The organism is Peptidiphaga sp., from assembly GCF_057238965.1.
The window spans coordinates 1-9,716 of the sequence record NZ_DBHHEV010000089.1; the positions used below are offsets into that span (position 1 = coordinate 1).

Consider the following 9,716-nt stretch of genomic DNA (forward strand, 5'->3'; position numbering starts at 1 on the left):
CCACCGATGCGCAGTCGGGGTGCTTGCCCTCCATGACCGTGTGGCAGGCGTGGCATTGGCCGCACCCGGGTTCCGGCCCGGTGCATTCCAGGGCTGCGGCGAAGGCTCTGGCCGCCACCGACCTGCCCGAGCCCGGCGGCCCTGTGACGAGCCAGGCTTGGGCCATGGCCGAATCGGCCCCGGCGGCGGTCTTCCCGGCGAGCTCGCGGGCGGCCGCGGCGGCTTTTTCAAACTGGGCGCGCACGGCCCGCTGCCCCACCAGCTCGTCGAAGACGCTCACGGCTCGCCTCCCCCGGGCCGGCGTCCGTCGTCGCCCAGCGCCTGGGCCACGCGTGCGCGGACCGTTTCGGCGATCTGCTGGCGCCGCGCCGTGGCGTCCACGGTGAACCAGCGTTCGGGTTCGGCTGCGGCGAATCGGAGGTAGGCCCTGCGGACGTCCTCGTGGAACCGCGCGCCCGCCGCCTCGATCCTGTCGAAAGAGCCGCCGAGCCGGGAGGCCAGCGCCTCGGCGGGAAGGTCGAGGAAGACGGTCAGGTCGGGCATGAGCCCTTCCGTGCCCCACAGCGACAGTCCGCGTACCTCGTCCTCGCCGAGCGTCCTTCCCGCGCCCTGGTAGGCGGCGGAGGAATCGATGTATCTGTCGGCGAGAACGATCGCGCCCCTTTCCAAGGCCGGGCACACGACCGTCGCGACGTTGTGCGCCCTGTCCGCCGCGTACAGCAAGGCCTCTGCCCGCGGCGAGACGTCGCCGCCGTGCAGGAGCAGCTTGCGGATATGGCGCCCGAGCTCGGTTCCGCCGGGGTCTCTGGTTGTGACGACGTCGAAGCCGCGCCCGCGCAGCCATTCGGCGAGCAACTGCATCTGGGTGGTCTTGCCCGATCCGTCGCCGCCCTCGAAGGTGATGAACATCTGCTACTTCTCGCTCTTGGCGGCGGTCGCCGCAGACGGCCTGGCTGCAGATTTCTTAGCGGCGGTTTTCACAGCGCCGGATTTCGAAGCGGATGCTTTCGCGTCCACGGACTTCGCCGAGGCCTTCCCTGGGCCCGCCGCCTTGCCGGAGGCGGTTGTGCCCGAAGCAGCCTTGGAGGCCTTGCTCGAAGAGGCCTTCGATGCCGACTTTGACGCGGTTTTCGACGCCGACTTTGACGCGGCCTTGGCCGAGGCCTTTTTCCTGGCAGGCTTCTTCGCCGGGCCCTTGGCTCGCCGGTCGGCGAGCAGCTCGTAGGCGCGCTCGGGCGTGATCGTCAGCGGGTCGTCCTCGCGGCGAAGGGAGGCGTTGGTCGTGCCGTCGGTGACGTACGGGCCGAAACGGCCGTCCTTGAGCAGAACTGTGACGCCCGTTACGGGGTCGGTTCCCAGCTCGCGCAGGGGCTCCTTCGCGGTGGCGCCGCGCCGCTGCTTGGGCTGGGCAAACAGCTCTTTGGCCTGGTCGAGGGTGACCGTGAAAATCTCGTCCTCGCTGGCCAGCGACCGCGAATCCTTGCCGCGGGTCAGGTACGGCCCGTAGCGGCCGTTGTGGGCAAAGATCGTCTCGTCGCCGTCGTCGCCCACGGCGCGCGGAAGCGAAAGCAGCTTGAGCGCGTCCTCGAGCGTGACCGATTCGAGCGCCATCGAGGACAAAAGCGAGGCCGTGCGCGGTTTCGGCGGTTTCTTCGACGGGCGGCCGGTAGGCGTGAGCGCCACTTCGCCCTCTTTCGGCACGTCGGTGACGTACGGGCCGAAACGCCCCGCTTTGGCCAACACTTTCCGGCCGGTTTCGGGGTCCACTCCCAGCTCGCGCCCGTCGAAGCTGCTTTTGTCGAGCAGCTCGCGGGCCTTGGCCGGGGTCAGCTCGTCGGGGGCGATGGAATCGGGGACGGAGGCGTTGCGGGCTTCCGCGCCCTCGCGCTCCTCCTGGACGTACGGCCCGTAGCGGCCCACGCGCAGAACCACGCCCTCGCCGAGGTCGATCGAGTTGACGGCCTTCGCGTCGATGTCCCCCAGGCTCTCGACCTGGCCTTCGAGGCCGAGCCGCCCCTCCTGGCCCTTCCAAAAGCGCGTGAGGTATTCGATCCGCCGCTCCTCGCCGGCTGCGATGCGGTCCAGCTCGGTTTCCATGTCGGCCGTGAAGTCGTAATCGACCAGCTCGGGAAGGTTCTCCTCCAGCAGGCGCACAACCGAAAAGGCCGTCCACGTGGGCACGAGCGCCTGGCCTCGGCGGTCGACGTACCCGCGGTCGGTGATGGTCGAGATCGTCGCGGCGTACGTGGACGGGCGCCCGATCCCCAGCTCCTCCATGCGCTTGACGAGCGAAGCCTCGGTGTAGCGCGGCGGCGGCAGGGTCTCGTGGCCGTCTGCGGCCGCCTCGAGCGTGCGCAGGGCCTCCCCCTCCTTGACCTCCGGCAGGCGCGCATTCTCGCGGTCCTCGTAGCGCTTCGCGTCGGCCGACTCCTGGTAGACGGCCATGAAGCCGGGGAAGGTGATGATCGTTCCCGACGCCGCAAACGTCGCCTCGCGCGCTCCGGCGGCCCCGGCGACGCCGACGGCGACGCGCACGGAGGCGGTCTGGCCGCGGGCGTCGGCCATCTGCGAGGCCACCGTGCGTTTCCAGATAAGCTCGTAGAGCGCGAACTGGCTGGCCGTCAGATCGCCCTTGACCTGGGCGGGCGTGCGGAAATGGTCGCCGGCGGGCCGGATCGCCTCGTGGGCCTCCTGCGCGCCCTTGGACTTCGTCGCGTACAGCCTGGGCTTGTCCGGCAGCGACTCCTGCCCGTACATCTCCCGAATCTGGCTTCTGGCAGCCGAAACCGCCTGCTCGGAAAGGTTGGTCGAGTCGGTTCGCATGTACGTGATGTAGCCGTTTTCGTAGAGCGACTGGGCCGTGCGCATGGCGTCGCGCGAGCTCATGCGGAGCTTGCGGGAGGCCTCCTGCTGGAGGGTCGACGTCGTGAACGGCGCGGCCGGCCGGCGGGTGTACGGCTTCGTCTCGACGGAGGCGACCGTCGCGTCCGCGCCTTCGAGTGCCGCGGCGAGCTGTTCGGCGTCGTCCTTGCCGAGGGCCCGCACGCCTTCCTTGGCGGCCTTGGCGGTGAGCTTTCCGGCGTCGTCGAAGTCCCTGCCCGCCGCGACGCGCACGGAGTCGAGTGCTGCGAGCTTGGCCGAAAAGTCTTGCTTCTCCTTGGCGAAAACCGCCGTCACATCCCAGTAGGAGGCGGCGACGAAGGCCATGCGCTCGCGCTCGCGCGAGACGACCAGCCGCGTGGCCACCGACTGCACTCGCCCGGCCGAGAGCCCGGGCGAGACCTTGCGCCACAGGAGGGGCGAGACCTCGTAGCCCACGAGGCGGTCGAGGATGCGGCGCGATTCCTGGGCGTCCACCAGCTGCGCATCGAGCTGGCGGGGATTGTCGAGAGCCCTGGCGATGGCCTCCGGCGTGATCTCGTGGAACACCATCCGCTTGACCGGAACCTTCGGCTTGAGCACCTCGTTCAGATGCCAGGCGATGGCCTCGCCTTCGCGGTCCTCGTCGGTTGCGAGCAGCAGTTCGTCGGCCTCTTTGAGCAGCTTTTTCAGCTCGGCGACCTTCTTCTTCTTGTCTGGGTCGATCACGTAGTAGGGCTCGAAGCCCGCTTCAATGTCCACGGAGAACTTCGCGTAGGGGCCCTTTTTCATCGATGCGGGCAGCTCGGAGGGCTGGGGGAGGTCGCGAATATGGCCGACGGAGGCCTCTACGGAATAGTCCGATCCGAGATAGCCGCTGATGGTGCGAGCCTTCGCTGGAGACTCCACGATCACAAGTTTGCTCACGCTGTTTCCTTCAGGACGACGGAGGGGTTGCTGGCGCCACCATAACCCCATTTGCCGACACCCCGCCATTTGTGCCACGCCGTCAATGACGGGATACACTGTTGCCGCAGTTTGAGACACACATGAGGAGAGATCTCTTATATGCCCGAAAACTCGCCGAAATCCGGCGCGACGCACGAAGGCGTGATCGTCGTCGCCCTGGGGACGCCCACAGAGGCCAGCACCCGTGCGATCGCCGAGTTCTTGGGCGAGTTCCTTTCGGACAAGCGCGTTGTGGATCTGCCGGACTTCCTGTGGCAGCCGGTGCTGCGCGGCCCGATTCTCAAACGCCGCCCGGGCAAGGTGCTGGAACAGTACGAAGACATTTGGGCGGACGGCTCTCCCCTGCGGGTGATCACGGAGGGGCAGGTCGCGAGGCTCGCCGAGCTTCTGCCCGATTGCGAGGTGCGCGTGGGATACCAGTACGGCAGCCCGAGCTTCGTCGAGACGTTCGCCGAGATGGCCTCGCGCCTGGACGAGATCACGGTGCTTCCCACGTATCCGCAGTTTGCGCCGGCCACGGTGGGGTCGGTGGCGGACAGGCTCGACGCCGCGTTGAAGGTTTCCCGCGAGCGTTTCGGGCGCGTGCCGCGGGTTCGCGCGGCGAGGTCGTGGCCGGAGCTGCCCGGGTACGTCGATTGGCACGTCACGCGCATAGCGAACGCCTTGGAGGAGGGCGACGCCGACATGCTCCTCTTCTCCTGGCACGGGCTGCCTGACAGGCGCCCCCACCAGCCCGCCCGATACGCCGCCGAATGCGACGCCACGGCCCGCGCGATCGCCGCGCGCCTCGCGGACCTCGGCGTGAACGTCCCGTGGCGCTCGACGTTCCAGTCGAAGTTCGGGCCCGACCGCTGGCTGCGGCCCGCGACTATCGACACGATGGCCCGCCTCCCGCGCGAGGGCGTGCGCCGCGTGGTCGTCGCCAATCCGGGCTTCATGGCCGACTGCCTGGAGACGATCTACGAGATGGACGTCCTCAACGCCGACGCCTTCTACAAGGCCGGAGGCCAGACTTTCCGCCGGATCGGATGCCCCGACGCCGACGCCGGCGCGGCCATCCTGGCCGAGCTGCGCGGCGCGCTGCGGCCCTTTGCAGGAGCGCCAAGGGCCGTTTAAGCGCCGGAAGACGGCGGAAATGTTGACGGGACCTCGGGAATTGCCGCAGACGTGACAATTTAGAAGCCACGAAGTCGAGACCGCGATTCCGGGATCGTGACGTCAAGCTCTAGATCATGCGACCGCCGAAGGCCTTCCGGAGACCAAGATTCCGAGGCCGACAAGCTCGCGGACGGCGGGGAGCACCTCGGTGCGCACGTTTTCGACGGGCTCGCCGAGGAGTTGGGCGACGGCGTCGCACAGGGCGCCGAGGGTCAGTTCGCCGTCGCACGCGCCGACAACGCCGGCAACCGCGCTCGTCACTTGAACCTCGACCGCGAATCCGGCCACTTGGGCGAGTTTGAGCATGAACGGCTCGGGCTGCCCCGGCGCGTGGAGGCGGTGTTCGACGCCGCGGCAGACGAGGCGGGCGGTGAGGAGCGCGGAGTCGCCGGCGCGCAGCAGGTCGCGGTGAGCCCAGACGCCCTCGACGTACCCGTGCAGGTCGATCGGCGCGGGGCCGGAAAGCTCTTCGAAGCGCCGCCACGGACGGCGTTTCGCCGAATCCTCAGCGTTCGAACAGGCCGCGTCCCAGTCCCCCGCGTTCGAACCGGCCGCGTTCGAACAGGCGGCGTCCCAATCCCCCGCGTTCGAATCCCCCGCGTCCCAGTCCCCCGATTCTCGCTCCGGCGCGCGCAGGGAAATGTATCCCATGCCGACGCCGACCACGCCCCTGCGCGCGAAGTCGTCAAGCCAGGCGGCGTAGGCCTTTTCGTAGCCGCGGTCGCGCGGCGTCTGGCCGCCGTCGCGCAGCCACATTTCCGCGTAGTCGGGCGGCGCGAGGACCTCGCGCTGGATCACCCAAGCGTCAAGGTCATCGCGAATCCAGGCCGCCGGGCCGCGAGCCCAATCGGGAACGGCGTCAAACGGCCGATCCGGAGCCGCGTCGCACAACAGATCCGAAGCAGAGCCAAACGGCCGATCCCGAGCTGCGTCGGATGCTTTGATCTCCCAGTTGCCCAGCATCCACGCTCGGCCTCCGGGCGCCAGCACGTCGCCGAGCTCGCCGACGAGTTCCGCAAGCAGCGAGTCGCCTTTGCGTCCGCCGTCGCGATACGTGCGAACGCCGTCCGCGCGGGCGGCTTCCGGCGTGATGACGAACGGCGGATTCGAGACGACGACGTCGTACCGCTCGCGCGCGGCGCTCAAAGAATCCAAGGAATCCAGGGCGTCCGCAGGGTCAGACCTCGGACCGCGCACGGGCTCCAGCAGCGAACCGCGCCGGAAGTCGATCTCCGCCCCCGCGAGGGCCGCGTTGAATCGCGCGTAGCCGAGCGCGCGGGCGGAAACGTCGGTGGCCGTCACCCGCGCGCCGCATAGGGCGGCGAGAATGGCGTGGTATCCGCAGCCGGTTCCGACGTCGAGCACCCGCTCGTCCGCGCCGTAGGCCGCCAGCGCCGCGAGCGTCCGCGTGGCTCCCCCGACGGGCATGACGTGGTCCGGTCCCGGAATTGCGCCCGCCAGCTCGCCCCAGTCGGAGGCGATGAGGACGTCGTCGCGTCGCCGAGCGTCTACAGCAGCCGCGCGATGAAGCGAAGGCGGCGAAACGCAATCAGGCGCGGGCGTACGGCCAAGCGAAGAAGCCGAAACTGGCTCCTGCGCAGGCGTACGGCCGAGCGAAGGCTGCGAAACTGGCTCTGGCGCAGACAAAGATTCGGGTGCCGGCCCAGATTCCGTCGCAGATCTAAAGACTTGCAGATGCCCGGGAATCGGCGCGGGAACGATCTGAAAGAGAGCGCGCCCGTCTTTGACGACCGCGCCCACGCGTCCGCGCGCCCAAGTCGCAGGAAGGGCCGCCGCAATTTCCCCCTCGCCGAGCCGGTCGCCGAGCATGAAAAGCCTGGAGAGATTGGCGAGCCGGACGTCGTCCGCATTGACGGCGTTGCGGCCTTCAAACTCTGCCGCGCCGACAGCCGTCCGGCCTTCGGGACCGACCGCGCCGACAGCCTTCCAGCCTTCAAGACCGGCCATATCGGCAGCCTTCCGACCTTCGAAGCCGACGACGCCGCCGGGCCTCCCGCCTTCCGCGATCGCCCGCGCTCGGGCCAATGCGGGAACGCGCTGTTCGCGACGCACGGCGGCGAGGGTCTCGGGGCCGAGCAGCTGCTCAACCGCGGCGAGGGTGTACGCGCGCAGGTCTTTCCGCAGAGTCGCGGCGGCGTCAAGGGGCGCGGCTGCAGCACCCTCGGAGGGCGCGGCGGCCCCGTCGAAGGCGGGGGAACTGACCGCATCGGCATCCATGCATCAAGCGTATGCGAGCCCTCCGACAGTTGTGCGAGGGCGAACCGGACGCCCGCGAATGCGCGAAACGGCGCGCCGACGACGAGGCCGCGGCATTTAGCGGATTCAGAAGTTAACGGCTCGGCATTGCGGATTCGGCAGTTAACGGACTCGGCAGTGGCCCGTGCACGCCCCGGTGACCAAGTTCCCACCGCAGACGGGCATGCACCGCCGTCGAACGGGCATATGCTTATACATCATGCCTTCAGAACCCCCTGTTTTACATGGGCGTGCCCGCGCGCGCCTTCTTTTCGTCCTCATCAGCGGATTGTTTCTCTCGCTCATCACGGTGAGCATCATCAATGTCGCCCTGCCGTCCATCAAAACGGCGCTGGACGCCTCGCCCAGCCAGATGCAGTGGGCTCTTTCGGGGTACTCGCTGGCTATCGGCGTCGTCCTGGTCGCGGCGGGGCGCGCGGGCGACATTCTGGGGCGCGGCCGCCTTTTCGCAGCGGGGGTGCTGATTTTCACGATCGCGTCGACGGCGGCGGCCTTGGCTGTGAACGCCCTTATGCTTGACGTCGCACGCGCCGTCATGGGCTTCGGCGCGGGGATTTACACGCCGCAGACGGGGGGCTTGATCCAGCAGCATTATCGCGGCAAGGAGAGGGCGAAGGCTTTCGGAATCTTCGGGGCGACGGTGGGCGTCGCGGTGGCGATCGGGCCAACCGTGGGCGGGGTGTTCCTGGAACTGCTGCCTGAATCTGTCGGCTGGCGGGCGACCCTCGGATTCAACGTGCCCGTGGCCGCGGCCGTGTTCCTGCTGGCGCTCAAGTGGATTCCCCGCGAGCCGATCGACGCCGCAAGCCGCGGCCGTCTGTGGCGCAGGCTCGACCCGGTCGGCGCGGTTTTGCTCGCGGTCGCGATCGTGGGGGTCATGCTGCCGTTCGTGACGGCGGCGACGATGCCGTGGGCGTGGTGGTTTCTGCCGGTCGGCTTCGCCTTGGTGGGTCTGTGGTGGCTGTGGGAGCACAGGCTGCATGCGCGCGGCGGGGAGCCGATGGTGGACCCGCGGCTTTTACGGATTCGATCGTTCACCTTGGGCGCGGCCACGATTACGGCGTTTTTCGCAGGTTCGACGACGATGGGCGTGATCCTCGCCGACTTCGTGCAGCGCGGGATGGGCGAAACCGCCTTGGTTTCGGGCATGCTGGCCCTTCCGACGGCGGCGGCGCAGGTGGTTTCGGCGCCTTTGGCGGGGCGGCTCGTGTGGCGGTGGGGCCGCAGGATCGTGATCGTCGGCATCTTCCTGAACGTGGTGGGTCTTGCGGCGATCGCGGCGGCCGCGGTGTTCGTGAGCCGCGGGGCGAGTGTGTGGTGGTTCGCGATCGGCGCGGCGATCGTCGGCTTCGGCATCGGCTGGGTGACTTCGCCCAATCAGGCGCTCTCGCTGCGCGACGTGCCGGTGGAGAGCGGCGGGACGGCGTCGGGAATCATGCAAACGGGCCAGCGCATCGCCACGGCGATCGGGACCGCGGCGTGCACGGGTCTGTTTTACAGCCTTGCCGGGCAAAGCTACGTCACGGCGATGGTCGCCGGATGCGCCTTGCTCGCGGCGTTCATCAGCGTGGCCCTCGCGATTGCCTACTGGGACGCGCGGCACCCGAGCGTGCAGACCTCGGCCCGCCAAAAGGAGGCGGTGCGCGAGGCACTAGAGTCCACGCGGAAATAGCCTGGGCCTTCGGGCGACGGGAACTCCGCGTTCTCTCAATCAAAGAGGGTGAGCCTCGAGTCTTTGAGGCGCGCCCCCTTTTTTGTCCGACGTCGCAGAAGTCCGCCCGCGTTCCATCGGGCGGAGGCCAATACACCGTCTGGAGCTCTGCGCTTTCCGACCTGGATATCGGCCAGACCCTCACCGTCTATCCCACCGGGTCTCAATGCACCTTCTGGCGCTCAGTACTTTCCAACTGGTGCTCTGGTGCCGTTTGTGATCGACGGTGAAGATGCTCTTTCCCAACTGCATCCTTCTGTCTCAATGCACCTTCTGGTGCTCAGTGCTTTCCGACTATGGGGAGAAACGGGAATGAACAAGCTGTGGTCGGCAGGTCTCAATGCACCTTCTGGTGCTCAGTGCTTTCCGACACAGCGATGCCGACGTTGAGGCCGTTGCCGAGCACTTCGTCTCAATGCACCTTCTGGTGCTCAGTGCTTTCCGACATATCCGCTCGGAGGCCACATTCATCGTGGAACACCGCCGCCGTCTCAATGCACCTTCTGGTGCTCAGTGCTTTCCGACGGTAAGGTTCGTGCGGCTTGGGATACGCCGCTCCCGGGTCTCAATGCACCTTCTGGTGCTCAGTGCTTTCCGACCGATAACTGCAATCACCAAAGACGGCCCCATGTTCAAGTCTCAATGCACCTTCTGGTGCTCAGTGCTTTCCGACTTTCTAGGGGGTTTGCCGAGAATGCTTAACACAACCCGTCTCAATGCACCTTCTGGTGCTCAGTGCTTT

General features: G+C 67.8%; 5 protein-coding genes, 1 pseudogene and 1 CRISPR repeat array. Of the genes and pseudogenes, 2 read left to right on the forward strand and 4 right to left on the reverse strand.

Annotated features, from left to right (window positions below; translation table 11 throughout):
- From ACO48X_RS09485 to topA, 3 genes and pseudogenes are all read right to left on the reverse strand, one after another.
- Positions 1 to 280 (reverse strand): annotated as a pseudogene (locus ACO48X_RS09485) (DNA polymerase III subunit delta'); the annotation flags it as partial.
- Complete coding sequence (gene tmk, locus ACO48X_RS09490) at positions 277 to 909, reverse strand: dTMP kinase (RefSeq protein ID WP_485001844.1); 633 nt, start codon at positions 907 to 909, stop codon at positions 277 to 279. The gene tmk and the pseudogene ACO48X_RS09485, both read right to left, overlap by 4 nt.
- A 3-nt stretch (positions 910 to 912) precedes the next feature.
- On the reverse strand, positions 913 to 3,837 hold the full coding sequence (gene topA, locus ACO48X_RS09495; RefSeq protein ID WP_485001845.1) for a type I DNA topoisomerase: 2,925 nt from the start codon (positions 3,835 to 3,837) through the stop codon (positions 913 to 915).
- Between the two features lie 90 nt (positions 3,838 to 3,927).
- On the opposite strand from topA, the gene hemH reads away from it, so the two are divergent.
- Entirely contained in the window at positions 3,928 to 4,944 is a 1,017-nt protein-coding gene (hemH, locus tag ACO48X_RS09500) for a ferrochelatase (protein WP_485001846.1), read from the forward strand.
- A gap of 114 nt (positions 4,945 to 5,058) precedes the next feature.
- Here the strand turns inward: hemH and ACO48X_RS09505 are convergent, their stop codons facing one another.
- Entirely contained in the window at positions 5,059 to 7,224 is a 2,166-nt protein-coding gene (locus tag ACO48X_RS09505) for a methyltransferase (RefSeq protein WP_485001847.1), read from the reverse strand.
- A gap of 238 nt (positions 7,225 to 7,462) precedes the next feature.
- On the opposite strand from ACO48X_RS09505, the gene ACO48X_RS09510 reads away from it, so the two are divergent.
- Positions 7,463 to 8,935: an MFS transporter gene (locus ACO48X_RS09510; protein WP_485001848.1), complete on the forward strand. Its 1,473-nt coding sequence runs from the start codon at positions 7,463 to 7,465 to the stop codon at positions 8,933 to 8,935.
- Between the two features lie 199 nt (positions 8,936 to 9,134).
- Positions 9,135 to 9,647: a CRISPR direct-repeat array (repeat unit 37 nt; unit sequence GTCTCAATGCACCTTCTGGTGCTCAGTGCTTTCCGAC).
- Positions 9,648 to 9,716 lie beyond the last annotated feature (69 nt).

Coding starts and splice junctions, on each gene's coding strand:
- ACO48X_RS09505 (WP_485001847.1), bottom strand. CDS start 7,224: ATGGATGCCGATGCGGTCAGTTCCCCCGCCTTCGACGGGGCCGCCGCG.
- hemH (WP_485001846.1), top strand. CDS start 3,928: ATGCCCGAAAACTCGCCGAAATCCGGCGCGACGCACGAAGGCGTGATC.
- tmk (WP_485001844.1), bottom strand. CDS start 909: ATGTTCATCACCTTCGAGGGCGGCGACGGATCGGGCAAGACCACCCAG.
- ACO48X_RS09510 (WP_485001848.1), top strand. CDS start 7,463: ATGCCTTCAGAACCCCCTGTTTTACATGGGCGTGCCCGCGCGCGCCTT.
- topA (WP_485001845.1), bottom strand. CDS start 3,837: ATGGGGTTATGGTGGCGCCAGCAACCCCTCCGTCGTCCTGAAGGAAAC.